Annotated in this window: 1 protein-coding gene; it reads left to right on the top strand. The window is 51.9% G+C overall.

Annotated elements, in window-relative coordinates; all coding sequences use genetic code 11:
- Window positions 1–6 precede the first annotated feature (6 nt).
- A partial coding sequence (locus AAEZ06_RS27705) for a gamma-glutamyltransferase (RefSeq protein ID WP_350617344.1) occupies window positions 7–258 on the top strand: 252 nt, incomplete at its 3' end.

Genomic DNA, 258 nt, shown 5'->3' on the forward strand with positions numbered 1-258 from the left:
GGCACGATGAGCCGCGGACAGGTGATGGCACCAGCCATTGCACTGGCTGAAAATGGTCTTGAAGTCCCCGCAGGCTGGTCTGAATCGCTCACAGCAGTGAGTGATCGCATGCAAAAATGGCCAAGTACTACACAGGTGTTTTTTAAACCTGATGGCAGCGCCTATCAACCTGGCGAACGCTTAAAGCAACCTGAACTTGCCCGCTCGCTAAAACTGATTGCCGCAAAAGGTGCAGATGGCTTTTATAACGGTGAAACG

The sequence above is a fragment of the Pseudomonas sp. HY7a-MNA-CIBAN-0227 genome (assembly GCF_040310325.1).
GTDB lineage: Bacteria > Pseudomonadota > Gammaproteobacteria > Pseudomonadales > Pseudomonadaceae > Aquipseudomonas.